Below are 17,360 nucleotides of genomic sequence, written 5' to 3' on the forward strand. Positions count from 1 at the left end.
AGAGAACGGCAAGATCCACTTCCCCCCTCTCCCTCTGGGAGAGGGGCTGGGGGTGAGGGTGCCTCTGGGAGAGGGGTTAGGGGTGAGGGGGTGTTCGTCTCATTGGTATTCGGGATAACTTTGGAAGTGGTTGCGTTCTTGACACTCCCACCGCCTAAAGGGGGGGATTCTTACGCAGTCCACAAACGAGCTCGTAAAGGCGCTGTCAAGACGCCTCTAGACAGTTCCGTGTTGCAAATGCATCTCCATCCGAAGGGGCTGTGCTAAAACCAAGGCAGCGCTCAGCCAGGTGAGCCATGCCAAAAGTTTGGGCGGCAGTCTTGCTCAGTGTATCGCTGTGGATCCCGCAGCCCGCTTGGGCAATTACCCTCGAACAAGTGCCCAACCCCCGCCGCCAGTATGGAGGATGGGTTTCCGACACCGCCGACATCCTCAGCAGCAGCACTGAAAACGAGCTAAACCGTCTCCTCACCCAGCTTGAGCAGCGTACCACTGCCGAGATGGCAGTGGTGACGGTACCCAATACTCAGGGATATGCCACGCCGAAAGCGTTCACCACGCAGCTATTTAACTACTGGGGCATTGGCAAGGCCGGTCGCAACAACGGCGTGTTGTTTCTCATCTCGGTAGGGGATCGGCGGGTGGAAATTGAAACCGGCAGGGGTTTGGCCACCATCCTTCCCGACAGCCGCGTTCAGCAGATTATCGACCAGCAGATCCTGCCCAAGTTTCGCAATAGGGATTTCGATGGCGGCACCTTGGCGGGAGTACGGCAGTTAACCTCAGTGTTGCAGGGGCAGCCGGTTGCCGAGGTTCCTTCAGCCGCTTCTCAAGCTTCCACTTCTCTTTCCACTGCAGCCGTTCCTCGAGCGGTTGGAACGGGATCCCTGGCTGCTGCTCAAAGCTCGCTGGAAGGGATCCTGCTGCTGTTGGGGATCATTATCCTAGGGGTGGGGTGGCAGCGCTCCCGCCTGCCGGTCTATCTCAAGGCCGAGCGGGGAGGAGCAAAAGTCCTGTCCCTGACACGCCGAGAGCAGGGGACAATGGCTGTCCTCTCCTCGCTGCAGAGCGACCCCGTTCGCCTGCTTCTCTATTCTGGCTCCCTCTGCCTTGGTCTCTTCCTGATGTCGGCCAGCGGTAACTGGCTGGTACTGGTGCTGCCCTTCCTGGCAGTTGTGACCACCGACGGCATCTTGGGCTCGAAGCGTGGGATCCCGTTTCAGCCGGTGGTGTGTCAAAGCTGCGGTCGGCCCATGCGCCCCATCCAGCCCCAAATTCTCGATGGGCAACTTCCCCCAGCGCATCGCCTGGCCAAAAGCCGGCGCAGAGCCCGCTACTACGGCTGGTTTTGCCCCGCCTGTCAGGGGATGGCCGTGGTCGTGCGCGAAAATAAATCTTATCGCCACCTTTATTGCCCTCAGTGTCAAGCTCTTACCCTTGATCTCCAAACCGAGATTATTAGGAGAAACATCTATCCCTACACCTTCAGACGAGAAACCTTGACTTGCCCTCTCTGCCAATACCGAACGGAGCGAGAAGTTGAAGTCCAAGAGCCTGATGACAGCGATTATGACACCAGAGACCGAGATAGAAACTTCGGGGGCGGCAGCAGCCACGGCGACGGAGCAGGCGGCAGTTGGTGAGACCCAACTCTAGAGATTTCTCTATCGATTGAACAAGGGAGTTGGGCTTCTCTTAAATCCGCCGGGACAGTAGAGTGGTAAGGGAGCAGCGATAGCGATTTGTTAAGGACGAAGATCCCATGACCCTTGCAGAAGGCGTGCAACTGGTTACCTTTGGGGTGCTCTCGGCGATGGCCATCGGCTTTGCCATGGGAGTGGTTTGGGCCCCTAACATCGTCTATTCCGGCTTTCTATTGGGGGGCGTTTTCCTGAGCATGGCCGGGCTGTACCTTCTCTTGAATGCCGATTTTGTGGCTGCCGCCCAAGTGTTGATCTACGTCGGCGCGGTCAATGTGTTGATCCTGTTCGCCATCATGTTGGTGAACCGGCGCTACACCTTTGCTCCTCTGAAACTGGGCTGGCTGCGCAATGGGGTGACGGCGGCGGTGTGTTTGGGGCTGTTTGCCCTCCTGACGGCAATGGCCTTGAATACCCCCTGGCAGTTGGAGCCAATCCAGCCCACGAGCAGTGCTCTGGTGATTGGCGGGCATTTCTTTAGCGATTATCTGTTGCCGTTTGAGCTGGCTTCTGTTTTGCTGCTGATGGCGTTGATCGGGGCCATTGTGCTGGCGCGTCGAGAGTTTGTCATCCCCCAAGCCCAAGAAGGGGATCTCAGCTTGCTGGAGCGGGCTCGGCCCCGGCTGGAATCGGAGTCGGAACGCCCAGCAGAGCTGGTGAGCACCCGTTAAGGCTGTCTGCTCTCGGCCATACAGCTCAAGGTCTTCCTCACACCCCTCTCATCTGTATCCACTGGAGCCTCTTGGGATGTTGCAACTGCAGTTTTTCTTGGTGGTCGCGGCAGTTCTCTTCTGCATCGGCATCTACGGCTTGATCGTCAGTCGCAACGCCATTCGGGTGTTGATGTCGATTGAGCTGATGCTCAACGCGGTGAACCTCAACTTTATGGCCTTCTCCAACTTTGTTGACTCCAGCTTGATTCGCGGCCAGGTGTTTTCGGTGTTCGTCATCACCGTGGCGGCTGCCGAGGCGGCAGTGGGCTTGGCCATTGTGTTGGGGATCTACCGCAACCGGGCCACCATCGACATGGAGAGCTTTAATCTGCTCAGGTGGTAGTTGTTTTCTTGATCGATTACGTTCAGGTGCGGCTGGGCAGCGGCGGGCATTGGATCCCGGGGATCAAGGATTCCAGCAGGCCGCTGCAGGCATCCCAGAGCAGCTCGATCACGTAGTGAAACCCAGCCTCGCCCCCGTAGTAGGGATCCGGAACTTCTTCATCGGTGTGGGAACGACAGTAGCTACAGATTAAGCGCACCTTGTCGGCATATCTTCTCTGGGGATCGAGGCTGAGGATATCGCGATAATTTTGCCGATCCATAGCCAGGATCAGGTCGAACTCCCGCAGATCCAAAGGATGAATTTGCCGGGCTTGGCCGTGCAGCTCCAGTCCATAGCGCTGGGCAACTTGTTGCATGCGGCGATCTGGGGGACTGCCGATGTGATAGGCGGCTGTACCTGCCGAATCGCAGATAATGGCTTCTTCGTGGCCGCTGCTCTGCAGCAAGTAGTTGGTGATCCCTTCGGCAGCAGGAGAACGGCAGATGTTGCCCAGACACACAAACAGCAGCTTTTGGCTCATGGCAATCTCAACGGCAGTAAAAAGCTCTTCTTAACCCTACAACAATGTCCATCTGGTGGTTCTTTAGAATGGGGCCGATCCCACTTTCTACCGGGAGCCGCTGCAGTGTTTGGAATTCCAGGTTCAATCAAACCGACAAGGGATCTCCAGGCACTGCTGCAACAGCTTCAGGTAGTCTTGGCCATCCATGAGAAAGGCGCCAAAACGGGCTAGGTGCGGGTTCATCAACTGAGCGTCGAACAGGCGAAATCCCCGCTCCCGCAGGTGTTCCACCAGCTTCACCAGGGCCACCTTCGAGCCGTTGGGCCTGCGGTAGAACATGGACTCGCCGATGAACGCTGCCCCCAGGGCAATGCCCAGGATCCCGCCTGCTAGGGTGTCTCCCTGCCAGGTTTCAAAGCTATGGGCAAAGCCGGCCCGGCGCAGAGCTGCGTAGATCTGCTTCAGCTCACGGCTGATCCAGGTGTGGGTACGAGCGGCACAGCCTTCTACCACCTGCTCAAAAGCGTCGTTGATCCGCACCTGGAAACGACCGCTGCGCACCAAAGGCCGCAACGAACGGGGGCAGTGGAATCGCTCGTCGAGCGGGATCACGGCGTGCCGGTCGGTGCCGTACCAAGCTAGGGATCCCGTCTCTTCGTCGGCCATCAGGAAGTAGCCTTGGGCGTATCCGGCCAGAATGGCGTCCAGGTTCACTTGTGCCCCCTCAAGATTGCCATTGGGGCGAGAGACTGGCAAAATCTCCCGCATTGACTTTGGGGTGACAATCCACGCAGCCACTGACCCGCACAGGAGTGGGAAACTCCACTTGCAGGTGCAAGGCGCGGAAATAGCGAGAATCGGCCAGGCGGTAGGGCACCTGTTCTCCTTGTCGCAGAGGGCGGGAGTTGGGCCGCAAATAACCCCAGGCCAGTTGCAAAGCCACGCCGCTCAGGGGCTGGATCTGCTGGCCATAGTGGCTGGGATCCTGTAGCAGCCGTCGCCAGGTTTCGGTGGGCAACACTTGGGCGGGCAACGCCACGTGGCAACTGCCACAACTGCGCACATATTGAGCCTGCTCCAGTTGGGCTTGAGTTAGGCCCTGCTGTGCCTGTGCCCCCAGCTTCTGTGCCGATCCCGCCAGCAGGGATCCCACAAACCCGGCCAGGATGGCCACCATGGCCCAGATCCCAAATCGAAGTCGCCGGCGCCGTCTTTGTGAAGGAGCCATACTCTCACAGCCACTGCCTATGCTTTCCACTCTATGTCCTTTCCGGTAGCGAAATCAGGAGTGAAAACGGCGCCTCTGGCAGTGGCCACTCAAAACCCTTCTTCCTCGAGGGCCTGGACGTTTTGCACAATCCGGGAAAGCTCGTTTTTCTCGTCCACATTGATGCGGGTCGGGGAGCCGCTGATGATGCGCTCGTAGCCCCGGAAGGAATCGCGGATTTGGATGCCTGCATTGGAGATCAGGTACTCGCGGATCCCTTTGTCGTGCCAGGATCCCCGCATTTTGAAGACATTGAGCGCGCGGGCCATCTCGCCGCGGATCTCCACGTATTGCAGCAGGATGATCGTGTCGGTGATGGTGGAGATGTGGGACTCGGTGATGGAATGGGATCCCATGAATTGGTCGGTGGTGTTGGTGAAAAAGCCGGTGATCTCCTCTTGCTTGGCCAGGCCGGTTACCCCAATAACAAACTGGCGGAAGGCATTTTGGCTCACCCCCCGCGCCAGCGCCGACAGCGAGTCGATGGCCATGCGAGAGGGCTTGAAGGCCATCATCTCCGTTTTGATCTTCTGCAGGTGATCTTCCAGGCCAGCCGACTCCGGATAGGCGCAGATGATCTTAAGGAGGCCCTGCCGCTCGAACTCTTCCAGCTCAATGCCCCAGGAGGAGGCGTTGCGGGAAAGCTGCGCCCGCGATTCTTCATAGGCGAAGAGAATGCAGCGTTCCCCATCCAGACAACCCCGCTCTAGGAATTTGCTCACCAGCGAGGTTTTGCCCGTGCCGGTGGCGCCGGTGGCCAAAATAATCGAGTCTTTGAAGAAGCCACCGCCGCACATCTCGTCCAGCTTCTCGATACCCGAAGAAACGCGCACATTGGAGGAGCGCTGCGTCAGTTGCATGGCCCCCAGCGGGAAGATGTTGATCCCGTCGTTGGTGATGGTGAAGGGATATTCCCCCTTCATGTGGGTGGTGCCCCGCAGCTTCAAGATCTCGATGGTGCGCCGCCGCTTCTCGCCTTCCAGAATGTTGCGCAGGATCACCACGTTGTCGGAGACAAATTCTTCCACGCCGTAGCGAGCGATGGGGCCGTACTCGTCGGTGCGCTCGGTGGTCATGACGGTGGTGACATTGGCCTGCTTGAGGCGGGCCGTCAGGCGGAACAGCTCTCGCCGCACCACGCCGGCAGGGTCGTATTGCTGAAAGATGGCCGTCACCGAGTCGATGGAGACCCGCTTGGCTTTGTATTTGCGGATGGCGTACTGGATGCGCTCGATAAGGGCCGACAAGTCGAAATTGCCGCTCACCTCGTAGCCTTCGGGATCGGGGGAGGCATCCAGGATGAACAGTTGGCCCCTGTCGATGAGAGCCTGCAGATCCCAGCCAAAGCTGGAGGCATTGCGAATGATATCGGCGGGGGTTTCCTCAAAGGTGACAAAGATCCCCGGCTCTTGATACTTCACGATGCCGTTGTAAAGGAATTGAATGGCAAACAGAGTTTTGCCGGTACCAGAGGTGCCGCTGACCAAGGTGGTGCGTCCCAGGGGCAGCCCACCGTGGCTGATGTCTTCAAAGCCCTCGATGCCCGTCTGTTTTTTCGGGATCCCACGCAGCTCCGATAGACTCGCTGGGTGGTTGTCTGTGGTTGGTTCGGTGGAGTCCTCTGCGGCGTTATCCTGTGGCTTTTCTGGCTCAGAAGGCCCCAATGATTGGTTCATCCCATTCTCCTTGCCCTCGTGGCCTGTCTCAAGTCTCTTCGTCCAGTTCTTCGTAGAGCAGATCCAGGCCGATGAGCACTTTCTCGCGGTTGGACAGATCGCCAATAATCTTCCGCACCGGTGGCGGCAGGATTTTGGCCAAGGTCGGCGTTGCCAAGATCTTATCTTCCTCTGCCAGTTGCGGGTTTTTCAAGACATCGATCACCTTCAGACTGTACACGCCGCGGAATTCCTTTTCTAAGATGTCTTGCAAGGTGCTGAGGGCACGCAGAGAACTGGGGGTGTTGCCCGCCACGTAGAGCTTGAGGACATAGGCTTTGCGAGTGGACATATCAGGGATCCCTTGGGGCAGGTTTGGGAATGGAGCGGCGGTACATTTCGCTCAGGTGGGCCATCACATCGATCAGGGTGAGGCGGTAGTCTAGCAGGATCTCTTCGCTGCGGCCTTCCAGTTTCAGTTGTTTGGCAAAGTCCTCCATCAAGTTCATGTGCAGCTCCAGCAGTTGAGCAGCGCCGATGTCGGCAAAGAAGGCAAGGGCCACCAGCTCGTCGATGCGGGCATTGGCGGTCTCAGGAGACTGAAAGTATTCCAGGACAATGGTTTGGTACAGGCCGCGCAGCCGCTGCATCAAGGCTCGCTGCTCGTGGGGTGGGAGGCGCCGATAAAACAGCTCTGGGTCACGATGATAGTACACTCCGGCATAGCCCAGCCGTTCCCGCAGTTTCTCCGCCAGCCGTCGCTGTTGTTGGTTGCTGTAAGCCAGGTAGGGCTGATCGCTGGGATGCACTGGGCCCTGCGGGAGACCGCAGGTGGGAGACATCTGCAGAAACAAGGCGATGGCCCGATCCACCAGCAGCTCTAAGACGGAAGGGGATCCGGAACAGTCGGCCCGCGCCTGTCCCTTCAGCTCTTGCGGCGAAATGGGACGAACAAGGGTGGCATTGTGGTAAAAAAATTGCTCCCGCTTGAGCAATGCCTTTACCCGAGAGGAGTGTTCTTCGGTCTCCAGATGGGATTCTTCCAGCACAATGGCCAACACGGTCGGCAGCAGAAGCCCCCAGGCGCAGAGCTGATTACCCAGATCGTGCAACTCCTGCAGCCGACCGGGATCCACCAGAAGCACCAAGCAATCGACATGGCCGTCTTGTTTTCTGAGGGCTTCTAGAAAGGCCGCTTGATCCTGAAAACACTCGACGACGAAACGCTGCGGGGGTAGCCAGTCCTCGCAAGCCAGAGGTTCCTCTGCTGGCGGCTCCCAATCCAGCAACAGGCTGATGCGCAGGGGGTGGGGGTCAGGCAACAAGACAAGGGCTGAAGACGCATTCCTATCTTAAATCTGGCCGGGATCCCCGCTCACCTGCCAGAGTTGGGCCAAAGGAGCAATCCTCTGATCCGCTCCACTGAGTGTGCAATCTGTTCAGACGCTGCCTGCGCTCTTGCCGGATCCCGCTTGTGCTCTTCGGCCAGAGTCCTCATCGGCGATGACGGTGCGGTAGTACTCCTCCAACTGTTGTGTGGCCGCCGACCAACTCCAGCGCTCAGCCTCTTGCCGGGCCTGCTGCCGGAAGAGCTGCCGCTGCCCGGTGCCCTCTAAGAGCTGCCGCGTGGCCTGGACAAAGTCGCTGTCGGAGTCCGGATCGAACAGAAAGCCGTTGCGGCCGCTGTCCACCACATCGGTAATGCCGCCGCAGCGGGGGGCGATTACCGGACAACCGGCAGCCATGGCCTCCAACAAGACCAAGCCCAACGTCTCGGTGCGGGAGGGGAACACGAACAGATCCGCGGACGCAAAGGCCGCCGCTAGGTCTTGCCCCTGTAAATAGCCCGTAAACACCACGTCGTAGCCGGCAAAATGTTGCTCCAGGGATCCCCGCTCCGGCCCGTCGCCCACGATAGCCAGGCGCGCCTGCGGGATCTGCTCCAGCAACACCCGGATCCGCCCCACCTCTTTTTCCGCCGAGAGCCGACCTACGTAGAGCAACAGCGGCCGCTCCGGCTGACCCGCCGTAAGGCGGGCCCGCATCTCTGGGTCGGCAGCCTGCGGATGAAACAGCTCCGTATCCACCCCCCGCTGCCACAGTTGCACCCGCTCGATGCCGTGGGCGCTCAGCTCCTGCATCATGGCCGTCGAGGTGCAGAGGTTGACCCGCGCCAAATTGTGCCCCAGCTTGAGGAGGTTCCACAAAACTCCCTCCAGAAAGCCCAGCCCGTAGTGCTTCAGATACTTCGGCAGATGGGTGTGGTAGGAGGCCACCAGCGGGATCCCCATCGCTTGGCTGTAGTAGAGGCCCCCCAACCCCAAAACCGCCGGGTTGACCACGTGGATGACATCCGGTCGGAAGCGGTTGAGCACCCTGCCGATGGCGGGGCCGGGAGCAGCCAGCTTCAACTCCGGGTACAAAGGCAAGGGGAAGCCTGGGATCCCGTAAACCCGCGCCCGGGCAAACCGCCTGGGCGCCCCCTGAGGCGCGACGATAAGCACCGAGTTGCCGCGGGCCGTCAGATGGCGCACCGTGTGGCAAAGCCGCGTAACGATGCCATCCACCTTGGGCAGAAACGTTTCCGTAAACAGGGCTATGCGCATCGGGATCCCAAGCCTAGTGAAAAGGCTCTGCAGATTCTCTTAGGATGAGTGTTGCACAAAACGGCAACGCAATGACGGCTTGGGATCGCAGCAGCACAACTTTATTGCAGCAGCTGATCTTGCAGCGGAGCAGAATGAGTTGGCTCTTGGTTCTGGCCGAGGGTATCGGCCGCCGTTTTGCTGATCAACAACAGCGTAGCCGCCAGAGCCAGTCCAATAACGTCTCGCCACATAATCCGCTCCCACACTCCTCATGCCCCCTACTGTAGCGGCGGTTTTTTCGGCTGGGCAGTGATGGGCGACGGATTTTTAGGTGACAACAATCACTTCCAGAATTGCGGCTTTGCCCCCTAGTCGCGAAAGGCCAGTTGCAAGCTGGTGATCAGCAGAACCAAAGAAAACACCGCCATCACCCCTCCCCAGAACCAGTAGGGCAAAAACAGGTTTTGGGCAATCTGGCTGGAATCGGAGAGGATCAGCCGCCCGTCGATGACAGCAGCGTCCATAAAAAGATAATCGAGCTGGTGATAGGTGCTCACACAGGCTTGCACCCCCAAAAACTGCAGGGCAAAGCTTTGTAACCAAGAGGCAGCCCAGCGAGCTACTGCCAGGATGCCCAAACCCATGGCCGGGAGGAACAAAAGGCCAAAAGGAGAACGCACCCAGAGCAGCGTCGAGAGCAACAACAGGGATCCCAAAAATACCAGCCCCAGCCGAGCTGTGCTGCGGCGGCGGGAGGTGAGGATGAACAGGGCCCCAGCTATGGGCGGCCCCATCGGCCCGGCAGCGGCCACCAAGGCCCGCCCCACCCGCCCCAAAAACAGCTCGCCACTGTGAATGGCCAGCCCCGAGCCGTCGGGATAGATCTCAAGACGATGAAACTCCCCCCCCAACAGCAGTGCCATCAGGCCATGGCCCATCTCGTGAAACCAGGTGGCCAACAAAGTAAAGGGGTAGAGGAGGTAATTGCCCCAGGGAAACCGCCAGAGCAAGACCGTTAGCCCCGCCGCAGCCACCAGCCAGATCACGCTGTGCCGGCCAGGCCTTGCGGAAGGGGAAGGAGGCAGCTCAAACTGAGTCATACCAGCAGGTGGGTGGAGAAAAGGCCCAAGATGCCTTGTCGGCCTAGACGATTGCCGGCAGAAAAAAGTTCCACATCAGGCAAAAATAGCCGGGCCAACTCCCCTCTCCCTCTGGGAGAGGGGTTGGGGGTGGTCGCGTGAGCGGCGCGGAGCGCTTGGGTGACCTCTGGGAGAGGGGTTGGGGGTGAGGGGCCAACAACAGCAAGGAGACAGGGGAGCCGTCTCACAGGTAGGCTGGAAAAGCCCCAAGGGATCCCTGCCTATGGCCACCTTCCTGCGCGACTGGAGCTACCGCTTTCCCTGGCTTTACCGCAGCATCAGCGGTGCGGCTGCCCTAGCAGTGGGGGGATATGAGCGACTGCGCTGGTTGCCCCTCCAAGGGATCTCCATCCAGCCCCAGGAGCGGGTATTGGATCTCTGCTGTGGCCCTGCCGAAGTGACCCCAATTTTGGCCGAGCTGAGCCAAAACGTTGTCGGCCTGGATGCTTCCCCCAAAGCCCTGGCGGCAGCTCGCCAACGCCTCCCCAAGGTGGAATTTGTGGAAGCCTTTGCCCAGGATCTGCCCTTTCCTGCCAACAGCTTTGATTGGGTGCACACCAGCTTGGCCCTGCACGAGCTGCCTTTTCCTGACCTGGAACAGGTGCTGCGGGAAGGGTGGCGGGTGCTCAAGCCGGGGGGAGGGCTTTTGATCCTGGACTTGCACGCGCCTTGCCAACCTTGGATATGGCCTGGGCTGGCCCTCTTTCTGGCCCTGTTTGAAACCGAGACCGCCTGGAACTTGCTCAAGTTGGATCTGCCGCAGTACTTGCAGCAGCAGGGCTGGCAATCCGTCCGGCAGACCCTGCACGCCGGGGGGGCTTTGCAGGTGATCCAGGCCCAAAAGCCTGCCGCCTAAGCTGCTCACCCTTGGTGCCAAAAAGGAGTGCCGAGAACCGGTGTGCTGGGCTGAGCCGCTTCCTGGGGGGTCATCGCGCCGGCCAGGTAGGCTCGCCGGCCTGCGCGCACTGCTTCCGCAAAGGCCTCGGCCATTGCCACCGGATCCCGAGCCAAGGCCACCGCTGTATTCAACAGCACCCCATCGAAGCCCCACTCCATCACCTGGCAGGCGTGGGAGGGCAGGCCCAGGCCGGCATCCACGATCAGGGGCGCCTCGATCCGCTCTCGCAGCAAGCGCAAGTTGTAGGGGTTGAGGGGGCCCTTGCCGGTGCCGATGGGAGCGGCCCAGGGCATCACCACTTCACAACCGGCATCCAAGAGCCGCTGGCACAGCACCAGATCGTCGGTGCTATAGGGCAGAACCTTGAAGCCGCGACGGATTAGTTCGGCAGCGGCAGTGGGCAGTTGCACCGGATCCGGCTGCAAGGTGTAGTCATCCCCAATGAGCTCCAGCTTGATCCAGTTGGTGCCGAACACCTCCCGCGCCATCTCCGCTGTGGTGACTACCTCCTGCACGCTGTGGCAGCCGGCGGTGTTGGGCAGAACCGGGATCCCTAGCTTCTGGAGCAGGGCCCAAAACCCTTGGGAAGCTTCCGACCCCAGCGCCCCCTGGCGCCGCAGGGAAACGGTCAACAAACAGGGCTGTGCCCGCACCACTGCCTGCTCCAAAATGGCGGGCGAAGGGTAGCGAGCCGTCCCCAGCATCAGGCGGCTGGGCAGCGCTTGGCCGTAGAGCACCAAGGGATCCTCATCGGCCCGAGTCGAGGGGGAGACAGGAAGAAGAGTGGACATCGCTGAGGGGCAAAAATGCGGGATCTGAGGGGAGGCAGTCGGGCACTAGCCGCCGGCAACCGGCGCGACAATCTCCACCTGGTCGCCTTCTTGCAGACGAGTTCGCTCGTACTGGGCGCGCGGCACAAACTCTAGATTAACCGCCACCGCAAAAGGGCCACTGATCTCCACCTGGGCTATCGCCTCGGCCAGCGTGGTGCCCTCCGGCAAATCGTAAGGCTTTTGGTTGATCAAGACACGCATGGCGACAGGGATTCACCGGCAAGAGGGGCAGCCTGTACCTGAAAAGGGATCCCCAACTCCTGAGCAAGGCGGCAACTGCCGTGGTGAAGATACTCCAAGACGGCATCGTGGATAGCCGGGGAGATCATAAAGCCATGGCGATAGAGGCCGTTGATCTGCAACAGGCGAGGCGCGCACTCCACCACGGCTGGCAAGTGGTTCGCCAAGGTGGGACGACATTGGCTGCCTAATTCCAGGATACGCGCTTCGGCAAAGGCAGGGTGGACGGCGTAGGCGGCGCTGAGCAGCTCCAGAGCCGAGCGGACACTCACCGGCGAGCGATCCTCGGATTCAATTTCGGTGGCTCCCACCACAAACAGGTGCCCCGGCTTGGGAGCGATGTAGATCGGGTAGCGGGGGTGCAACAGCCGGGTCGGGCGCCGCAAAGCTACTTCCGGGGCATACAGACGTACCACCTCACCTCTAACTCCCCGCAGCGGTGACTGCCCACCCCATTCTGTTCGGGATCCCAGGCCGCGACAGTCCAAAACCCACCCGCCGGTTTGTTGCTGCCAGGCTTCCGCCTGCTCCAGATCCCAGGGGCAACTCCACTCCACCTCCACCTCGTGCTGCCGCAGCTTGGCCAGCAGAGCCGACAACAGTTGGCGGTTATCCAGTTGGCCCTCTTGGGGAAGATACAGGCCTTGCCCAAATCGCCCGGCCAGCGAGGGCTCCAGCTCAGCTACAGCCTGGGCATCCAGAGGCTGGGGCTTGGGGAGATGGGGAAGGCGTTCCCCCACAGCAGCTAGCAGGGATGAGAAGCGTCTGGCTTCCCCCGCATCTTGGCGGTGCCAGAGGATCAGGGTGCCTTCCTGCTGAAAGAAAACCGGCTGCGGCAGACTGGCCAAAAGGGAGGGCCAACGGGAGAGGGCATAGTACCCCTGCGCTACTACGCTGGCCTCGGCGACGGCAGACTCCGCCAGGGGAGCCAGCATGGCAGCGGCAAAATGGGCAGCACTGCTCTCGACGGCACCGGCAGGAGCCGCCTCCACGATGCGGACAGAATGCCCGACCTCGACCAGGGTGGCAGCCAACAGGCGCCCCATCAGACCGGCTCCGAGGACAAGAATGGGATCCCGCTGCGCTCTCCCCACCGCTGACGGGATAGGAGATGGCCTGGGCAGACTTGCTGCCGCATTTGTCCGAGAAGATGAGGTTGAAAGGGTCAAAGTGCCCCCCACCGCTGAGGCAATGGATTTCATGTTAGATCCGATGTTGACATACCCCCTGTCCTCAGGGACAGGGATTCTTGACGCTTGAGAAGGTGAAGGCGCAGGCAAAGCTCTTCGCCCTTAGTTTGGCCGCTTGGCGGGCATCACAACCGCGGCGGATGGTAGGGAGGTTCTTTGCAGTTGTGCAGGTTTTCTGGGGTATGGCGATGGACAAACTCACAGCAACGAGCCAACGCCTTCAGCACCAGCTCCAGTTTCTCAACCTGCTGGGGGGTGGTGATGAGTTGGCAGGATACGGTGAGAATGTGAAACATTTTCAGGTGGTGAAGTGATGGCGTCAACTGGAGTACCCCTTGCCGGATTCGGGCATCCAGGTACTTACCCTCCCCAGCCTACAAAGGTAGGGGACTGTTGAACTTTTTCCCATCCTAGTCGCCATTACCGGTTCCACGCTCTGCCAAGTTTAGGATCAAGATCCCCAGCAAAGCTAGGCTCAGCAAGCTGGCGATCACCATCGGTTCATCTGGGATCATATCCATCTAGACTTTGCCTCACCCCATCGTAAAGAGCCATACCTCAGACTCGTTGCCCAACCCGGCGGCTACCCTCTGGTCACCCTGAGCAAGCATCTGTCCAGCGGCTTACACTACACTAGAAGAACTGACCCATCCCTTGGACTGGCATGATTCCCACGGTTATCGAGCAATCCGCGCGAGGCGAGCGCGCCTTTGACATCTACTCGCGTCTTTTGCGGGATCGGATTATCTTCCTGGGCACCCAGGTGGACGACGACATTGCTAACCTGATCGTGGCCCAGATGCTCTACTTGGAATCCGAAGACCCCGAGAAAGACATCTACCTCTACATCAACTCCCCCGGCGGCTCGGTCTATGCCGGTATGGCCATCTACGACACCATGCAACACATCCAGCCGGATGTCTCCACCATCTGCATCGGTCTGGCCGCCAGCATGGGAGCCTTTCTGCTGGCAGGGGGCACCAAAGGCAAACGCATCGCCCTTCCCCACGCCCGCATCATGATCCACCAGCCCCTCGGTGGAGCCCAGGGGCCGGCCACCGACATCGAAATTCAGGCCAAAGAGATCCTCTTCATCAAAAACAGCCTCAACAGCCTGCTGGCCTACCACACCGGCCAACCTCTGGAGCGCATCGAACGCGATACCGACCGCGACAACTTTATGACCCCAGAACAGGCCAAAGAGTACGGCCTCATCGACCAGGTGATCAGCAAGAGATCCCAGCCAACCCTGGCAGCCGTTTCTTGAGCGTCTAGGTTCTGCGGCCAGCTTGCAGGGCTCCCTCAAAGCAGGGAGCTTTTGCCTGTTGGCAGGGATCCCACCGGCGAAGATATTAAGAAAGCCAAAGAAATTGGTCTTCTTGTCACTAAGTCAGGGGACTCACTTTAACCAAACTAATCGAACTCATAAAGAAAGTAATGATCAGCTGATCCTTGCGGATGATAGCTTAGGATTAAACCAGTGTAGACCTGTGTTTGCCGCAATTCTAGCTTAGACACTGTATAGAAATCTTTCCACTGGGTTTCCAAAGTCCAGGGCGTCAGAGCTGGCAATGGGCGGCACTTGAAAAGGAGGGTTTTGGACTTTGCATCCGCTTGAATGCGGAAGACTGTCTCAAAGCCCAAGTCCCATGGTTGTGGGGCAGGTTCATTCACGAAAACTCGGTGGTCTGGGGCTTTGGCCCTGGGTTTTTGCCTCATTGGTTGCAGCCGTGAATGGCATTTTCTGGTTTTGTGATTCGTTCAGAGGGAGATCGACGTGGCTTACGCAGCAACCCAATCCAAAAGCGGCTATCAAGCCGGGGTGAAAGATTACCGACTCACCTATTACACGCCCGACTACACGCCCAAGGATACCGATGTCTTGGCCTGTTTCCGGGTTACCCCTCAGCCGGGCGTTCCCCCCGAAGAGGCCGGGGCGGCGGTGGCGGCTGAGTCCTCGACCGGCACCTGGACAACGGTGTGGACAGATTTGCTCACCGACTTGGATCGGTACAAGGGCCGCTGCTACGACATCGAGCCAGTTCCCGGCGAAGAGAATCAATACTTCTGCTTCGTCGCCTATCCGCTGGATCTGTTCGAGGAAGGCTCGGTCACCAACATGCTCACCTCGATTGTGGGCAACGTCTTCGGCTTCAAGGCCCTGAAGGCGCTGCGGCTGGAAGACTTGCGCATCCCCGTGGCCTACTTGAAGACCTTCCAGGGCCCTCCCCACGGCATCCAGGTGGAGCGGGACAAATTGAACAAGTATGGCCGCCCACTATTGGGCTGCACCATCAAGCCCAAGCTGGGCCTTTCCGCTAAAAACTACGGGCGGGCGGTGTACGAGGCGCTGCGGGGCGGTCTGGACTTCACCAAAGACGACGAAAACATCAACTCCCAGCCCTTCCAGCGCTGGCGGGATCGCTACCTCTTTGTGATGGAGGCCGTCCACAAGGCCCAAGCGGAAACTGGCGAGATCAAGGGGCACTACCTGAACGTGACGGCGCCCACCTGTGAGGAGATGTTCAAACGGGCGGAGTTTGCCAAGGAGATTGGTGCCCCCATCATCATGCACGACTACCTGACTGCTGGGTTTACCGCCAACACCAGCCTGGCTAAGTGGTGCCGCGACAACGGCATTCTGCTGCACATCCACCGCGCCATGCACGCGGTGATCGACCGGCAGAAAAACCACGGCATCCACTTCCGGGTGCTGGCCAAGTGCTTGCGCATGTCCGGCGGCGACCACCTGCATGCCGGTACGGTGGTGGGCAAGTTGGAAGGCGACCGCGCCGTGACGCTTGGCTTTGTGGATCAGATGCGGGAGAACTATGTGGAGGCGGATCGCTCTCGGGGTAACTTCTTCACCCAAGATTGGGCTTCGATGCCTGGGGTGATGCCGGTGGCCTCCGGTGGCATTCACGTCTGGCACATGCCGGCACTGGTGGAGATCTTCGGTGACGATGCCGTGCTGCAGTTTGGCGGCGGAACCCTGGGACACCCCTGGGGGAACGCTCCAGGCGCGACCGCCAACCGGGTGGCTTTGGAAGCTTGTATCCAAGCTCGTAACGAAGGTCGGGATCTGGCCCGCGAGGGCAACGACATCATCCGCGAAGCGGCCAAGTGGTCGCCGGAGCTGGCGGCTGCCTGCGAGCTGTGGAAGGAGATCAAGTTCGAGTTCAAGCCCGTCGATACCCTCTAGAGATTGGCTGGGGCAAGGGATCCCCACAGTTCTCTTGCCCCGCTGCTTTGGCCACCCCCTGGATTGGCAATGGATCTAAAACAGATCGCCAAAGATACGGCCAAGACCTTGATCAGCTACCTGACCTATCAGGCGATGCGCACGGTGCTGGCCCAACTGAGCGAGACGGATCCTCCCAGGGCTCTTTGGCTGCAGCAGTTCTCTGCCCGGCAAAACCTCCAGGATGGGGAAGCCTACCTGCGGGCTTTGCTGGCAGAGCGCCCTGACTTGGCCTACCGCATCATGACCGTTCGCGAGCACATTGCAGCGGAGGTGGTGGATTACCTGCCGGAGATGGCCAAAGCCGGCATCCAGCAGGCCAATATGGAGCACCGCCGCAATCACCTAGAACGGCTCACCTCAGCAGCGGGATCTCCGCCGGTCACCCACCCGGAAGCGGGATCCCCTCCCCAAAACCTTAGACCCGAAACGGAGTGACAGCCATCATGCAAACCTTACCGAAAGAGCGCCGCTACGAAACCCTTTCCTACTTGCCGCCGCTGACGGATCTGCAGATCATCAAGCAGGTGCAATACATCTTGGATCAGGGCTACATCCCTGCCGTTGAGTTCAACGAATCCTCTGAACCGACGGTTCGCTACTGGACATTGTGGAAGCTGCCTCTGTTCGGCGCCACTTCTCCCCAGGAGGTGCTGAGCGAGGTGCAGGCTTGCCGCAGCGCCTACCCCAATTGCTTCATCCGTGTGGTGGGGTTCGACAACATCAAGCAGTGCCAGGTGCTCAGCTTCTTGGTTTACAAGCCCAGCGGCCTACGCTAAGAGAGGTTCGGGGCAATTGGTCTCATTCCTAGCCAATCAGCGCGGAGGGAGAGCTTCTCCCTCTTTTTTATTTCTTGCTTCGCACAGCCATTCCCAATGGCAACGGCGCCATTCTCAATCTCAAAAAACAGTCATTTCAAACAGCAACGCAACGGTTCCTTGCCTCGTTATTGCTACACAACGCTGTCGCGAAGGCGCCGCTCTAACTCCCCTCTCCCTCAGGGAGAGGGGCTGGGGGTGAGGGCCATCCCTCAGGGAGAGGGGCTGGG

21 protein-coding genes are annotated in these 17,360 nt (G+C 59.5%); 8 read left to right on the forward strand and 13 right to left on the reverse strand.

Going from position 1 to position 17,360, the window contains the following annotated elements; genetic code table 11:
• Positions 1 to 296 precede the first annotated feature (296 nt).
• The 3 genes from NW844_RS07985 (at position 297) to nuoK (ending at position 2,756) form a co-directional block, all read left to right on the forward strand.
• The gene (locus tag NW844_RS07985) at positions 297 to 1,643 is read left to right on the forward strand and encodes a TPM domain-containing protein (RefSeq protein WP_414334860.1); all 1,347 of its coding nucleotides are present in this window, start codon (positions 297 to 299) and stop codon (positions 1,641 to 1,643) included.
• A 119-nt stretch (positions 1,644 to 1,762) separates the two neighbouring features.
• Positions 1,763 to 2,371 carry an NADH-quinone oxidoreductase subunit J gene (locus NW844_RS07990; protein WP_414334861.1) on the forward strand — a complete coding sequence of 203 codons (609 nt, stop codon included), beginning with the start codon at positions 1,763 to 1,765 and terminating at the stop codon, positions 2,369 to 2,371.
• Between the two features lie 79 nt (positions 2,372 to 2,450).
• On the forward strand, positions 2,451 to 2,756 hold the full coding sequence (gene nuoK / locus NW844_RS07995) for an NADH-quinone oxidoreductase subunit NuoK (protein WP_414334879.1): 306 nt from the start codon (positions 2,451 to 2,453) through the stop codon (positions 2,754 to 2,756).
• A gap of 22 nt (positions 2,757 to 2,778) precedes the next feature.
• On the opposite strand, the gene NW844_RS08000 is transcribed toward nuoK, so the two are convergent.
• From NW844_RS08000 to NW844_RS08040, 9 genes are all read right to left on the reverse strand, one after another.
• Positions 2,779 to 3,279, reverse strand: coding sequence for a low molecular weight protein-tyrosine-phosphatase (locus NW844_RS08000; protein WP_414334862.1), 501 nt, complete (start codon positions 3,277 to 3,279; stop codon positions 2,779 to 2,781).
• Between the two features lie 123 nt (positions 3,280 to 3,402).
• Complete coding sequence (aat, locus tag NW844_RS08005; RefSeq protein ID WP_414334863.1) at positions 3,403 to 4,017, reverse strand: leucyl/phenylalanyl-tRNA--protein transferase; 615 nt, start codon at positions 4,015 to 4,017, stop codon at positions 3,403 to 3,405.
• Positions 3,986 to 4,438 carry a hypothetical protein gene (locus NW844_RS08010; RefSeq protein ID WP_414334864.1) on the reverse strand — a complete coding sequence of 151 codons (453 nt, stop codon included), beginning with the start codon at positions 4,436 to 4,438 and terminating at the stop codon, positions 3,986 to 3,988. The genes aat and NW844_RS08010 overlap by 32 nt, the downstream gene beginning before the upstream one ends.
• Positions 4,439 to 4,578: 140 nt before the next feature.
• Entirely contained in the window at positions 4,579 to 6,204 is a 1,626-nt protein-coding gene (kaiC, locus tag NW844_RS08015) for a circadian clock protein KaiC (RefSeq protein WP_414334865.1), read from the reverse strand.
• Between the two features lie 28 nt (positions 6,205 to 6,232).
• Positions 6,233 to 6,535 (reverse strand): circadian clock protein KaiB, encoded by a 303-nt coding sequence (kaiB, locus tag NW844_RS08020; protein ID WP_414334866.1) that lies wholly within the window; start codon positions 6,533 to 6,535, stop codon positions 6,233 to 6,235.
• Between the two features lies 1 nt (position 6,536).
• Positions 6,537 to 7,508 (reverse strand): circadian clock protein KaiA, encoded by a 972-nt coding sequence (locus NW844_RS08025; RefSeq protein ID WP_414334867.1) that lies wholly within the window; start codon positions 7,506 to 7,508, stop codon positions 6,537 to 6,539.
• 114 nt (positions 7,509 to 7,622) lie between these two features.
• Positions 7,623 to 8,789: a glycosyltransferase family 4 protein gene (locus tag NW844_RS08030; RefSeq protein WP_414334868.1), complete on the reverse strand. Its 1,167-nt coding sequence runs from the start codon at positions 8,787 to 8,789 to the stop codon at positions 7,623 to 7,625.
• A 101-nt stretch (positions 8,790 to 8,890) separates the two neighbouring features.
• Positions 8,891 to 9,022 carry a hypothetical protein gene (locus NW844_RS08035; RefSeq protein WP_414334869.1) on the reverse strand — a complete coding sequence of 44 codons (132 nt, stop codon included), beginning with the start codon at positions 9,020 to 9,022 and terminating at the stop codon, positions 8,891 to 8,893.
• A gap of 117 nt (positions 9,023 to 9,139) precedes the next feature.
• Positions 9,140 to 9,871, reverse strand: coding sequence for a M50 family metallopeptidase (locus tag NW844_RS08040; protein ID WP_414334870.1), 732 nt, complete (start codon positions 9,869 to 9,871; stop codon positions 9,140 to 9,142).
• A 262-nt stretch (positions 9,872 to 10,133) separates the two neighbouring features.
• Here NW844_RS08040 and NW844_RS08045 point away from each other — a divergent pair, with 262 nt between their 5' ends.
• Positions 10,134 to 10,766: a class I SAM-dependent methyltransferase gene (locus NW844_RS08045; protein WP_414334871.1), complete on the forward strand. Its 633-nt coding sequence runs from the start codon at positions 10,134 to 10,136 to the stop codon at positions 10,764 to 10,766.
• Between the two features lie 5 nt (positions 10,767 to 10,771).
• Here NW844_RS08045 and NW844_RS08050 read toward each other — a convergent pair whose 3' ends face one another.
• The 4 genes from NW844_RS08050 to NW844_RS08065 all read right to left on the reverse strand — a co-directional run bounded on the left by NW844_RS08050 (position 10,772) and on the right by NW844_RS08065 (position 13,394).
• A complete protein-coding gene (locus tag NW844_RS08050; protein ID WP_414334872.1) occupies positions 10,772 to 11,599 on the reverse strand; it encodes a thiazole synthase in 828 nt (275 codons plus the stop codon).
• A gap of 45 nt (positions 11,600 to 11,644) precedes the next feature.
• Positions 11,645 to 11,842: a sulfur carrier protein ThiS gene (gene thiS / locus NW844_RS08055; RefSeq protein WP_414334873.1), complete on the reverse strand. Its 198-nt coding sequence runs from the start codon at positions 11,840 to 11,842 to the stop codon at positions 11,645 to 11,647.
• Complete coding sequence (locus tag NW844_RS08060; RefSeq protein WP_414334880.1) at positions 11,830 to 12,975, reverse strand: FAD-dependent oxidoreductase; 1,146 nt, start codon at positions 12,973 to 12,975, stop codon at positions 11,830 to 11,832. Before NW844_RS08060 ends, thiS begins: the two co-directional genes overlap by 13 nt.
• Positions 12,976 to 13,196: 221 nt before the next feature.
• The gene (locus NW844_RS08065) at positions 13,197 to 13,394 is read right to left on the reverse strand and encodes a hypothetical protein (RefSeq protein WP_414334874.1); all 198 of its coding nucleotides are present in this window, start codon (positions 13,392 to 13,394) and stop codon (positions 13,197 to 13,199) included.
• A gap of 341 nt (positions 13,395 to 13,735) precedes the next feature.
• Between NW844_RS08065 and clpP the strand changes: the two genes are divergently transcribed.
• The 4 genes from clpP to NW844_RS08085 all read left to right on the forward strand — a co-directional run bounded on the left by clpP (position 13,736) and on the right by NW844_RS08085 (position 17,091).
• Entirely contained in the window at positions 13,736 to 14,338 is a 603-nt protein-coding gene (clpP, locus tag NW844_RS08070) for an ATP-dependent Clp endopeptidase proteolytic subunit ClpP (RefSeq protein WP_414334875.1), read from the forward strand.
• 510 nt (positions 14,339 to 14,848) lie between these two features.
• Positions 14,849 to 16,273 carry a form I ribulose bisphosphate carboxylase large subunit gene (locus tag NW844_RS08075; RefSeq protein ID WP_414334876.1) on the forward strand — a complete coding sequence of 475 codons (1,425 nt, stop codon included), beginning with the start codon at positions 14,849 to 14,851 and terminating at the stop codon, positions 16,271 to 16,273.
• Positions 16,274 to 16,342: 69 nt separating this feature from the next.
• Positions 16,343 to 16,750 (forward strand): RuBisCO chaperone RbcX, encoded by a 408-nt coding sequence (rcbX, locus tag NW844_RS08080; protein ID WP_414334877.1) that lies wholly within the window; start codon positions 16,343 to 16,345, stop codon positions 16,748 to 16,750.
• An 8-nt stretch (positions 16,751 to 16,758) separates the two neighbouring features.
• Positions 16,759 to 17,091, forward strand: coding sequence for a ribulose bisphosphate carboxylase small subunit (locus tag NW844_RS08085; RefSeq protein ID WP_414334878.1), 333 nt, complete (start codon positions 16,759 to 16,761; stop codon positions 17,089 to 17,091).
• Positions 17,092 to 17,360: the final 269 nt, after the last annotated feature.

It is taken from the genome of Synechococcus sp. H55.2, assembly GCF_047462495.1.
Taxonomy (GTDB): Bacteria; Cyanobacteriota; Cyanobacteriia; order Thermostichales; family Thermostichaceae; genus Thermostichus.

Bases quoted from the DNA above. Each gene is read 5' to 3' on its own strand.
- NW844_RS07985 (WP_414334860.1), top strand. From the start codon at position 297: ATGCCAAAAGTTTGGGCGGCAGTCTTGCTCAGTGTATCGCTGTGGATC.
- NW844_RS07990 (WP_414334861.1), top strand. From the start codon at position 1,763: ATGACCCTTGCAGAAGGCGTGCAACTGGTTACCTTTGGGGTGCTCTCG.
- NW844_RS08000 (WP_414334862.1), bottom strand. From the start codon at position 3,279: ATGAGCCAAAAGCTGCTGTTTGTGTGTCTGGGCAACATCTGCCGTTCT.
- NW844_RS08010 (WP_414334864.1), bottom strand. From the start codon at position 4,438: ATGGTGGCCATCCTGGCCGGGTTTGTGGGATCCCTGCTGGCGGGATCG.
- kaiC (WP_414334865.1), bottom strand. From the start codon at position 6,204: ATGAACCAATCATTGGGGCCTTCTGAGCCAGAAAAGCCACAGGATAAC.
- kaiB (WP_414334866.1), bottom strand. From the start codon at position 6,535: ATGTCCACTCGCAAAGCCTATGTCCTCAAGCTCTACGTGGCGGGCAAC.
- NW844_RS08030 (WP_414334868.1), bottom strand. From the start codon at position 8,789: ATGCGCATAGCCCTGTTTACGGAAACGTTTCTGCCCAAGGTGGATGGC.
- NW844_RS08035 (WP_414334869.1), bottom strand. From the start codon at position 9,022: ATGTGGCGAGACGTTATTGGACTGGCTCTGGCGGCTACGCTGTTGTTG.
- NW844_RS08040 (WP_414334870.1), bottom strand. From the start codon at position 9,871: ATGACTCAGTTTGAGCTGCCTCCTTCCCCTTCCGCAAGGCCTGGCCGG.
- NW844_RS08045 (WP_414334871.1), top strand. From the start codon at position 10,134: ATGGCCACCTTCCTGCGCGACTGGAGCTACCGCTTTCCCTGGCTTTAC.
- NW844_RS08050 (WP_414334872.1), bottom strand. From the start codon at position 11,599: ATGTCCACTCTTCTTCCTGTCTCCCCCTCGACTCGGGCCGATGAGGAT.
- thiS (WP_414334873.1), bottom strand. From the start codon at position 11,842: ATGCGTGTCTTGATCAACCAAAAGCCTTACGATTTGCCGGAGGGCACC.
- clpP (WP_414334875.1), top strand. From the start codon at position 13,736: ATGATTCCCACGGTTATCGAGCAATCCGCGCGAGGCGAGCGCGCCTTT.
- rcbX (WP_414334877.1), top strand. From the start codon at position 16,343: ATGGATCTAAAACAGATCGCCAAAGATACGGCCAAGACCTTGATCAGC.
- NW844_RS08085 (WP_414334878.1), top strand. From the start codon at position 16,759: ATGCAAACCTTACCGAAAGAGCGCCGCTACGAAACCCTTTCCTACTTG.